Source organism: Spirosoma harenae, assembly GCF_054776975.1.
In genome coordinates, this window is the sequence record NZ_BAAHBD010000064.1 from 1 (window position 1) to 665 (window position 665).

Consider the following 665-nt stretch of genomic DNA (forward strand, 5'->3'; position numbering starts at 1 on the left):
GTCGATTCGCCCAACAAGCGGCCCATCATTCAGCCCATTCCTGATTTATGTGTGGAAGCGGGTACGCTGATCAACCAGCCCATCACGGCCACTGATCCTGATGGACAACGAGTGATCATCTCCGGCTTTGGGGGTGTCTTCAACGTTGGCCCCGATGGAAAAGCCCTTTCTGCTGGTGAACTAATTCAGCCTGCTTATGCAACCCTAATCAACGGGGATGTTGTACAGGCGCAACCGGCCACGGTGACCTTCCGCTGGCAGACGAACTGCAACCAGCTTCGGGATCAACCCTACGATGTGACCTTTAAGGTGACCGATGTGCCTGTCAAGCCCACCCCCTCACTTACCTCGTTTCAGACGTTTCGGATTCAGTTGGTAGGCCCAGCGGTGAAAAACCTCAAAGCCACCGCCACTTCAGGCCCCAACGGGCGAGCCGTCCAGCTCACCTGGGATGCCTACACCTGCGGACCTACCTTCAATGGCAATCCCACTAAACTCGCTATCTATCGGAAGGAGGGTTGCCAGCCGGTTCCTATAGAGCCTTGTTTGACAGGCGTACCGGCAGGCTATGTCAAGATTGCTGAGCTGCCCCTCAACGCCACTACCTACACCGACACCTCCACCCTCCAGCGAGGGGTCTCCTACGGCTACCTCACCCTGGCCCT

The 665-nt window shown here is 57.0% G+C and carries 1 pseudogene; it reads left to right on the forward strand.

Annotated features, from left to right (window positions below):
* A pseudogene (locus ACYVE4_RS34090) lies at window positions 1-665 on the forward strand (gliding motility-associated C-terminal domain-containing protein); the annotation flags it as partial.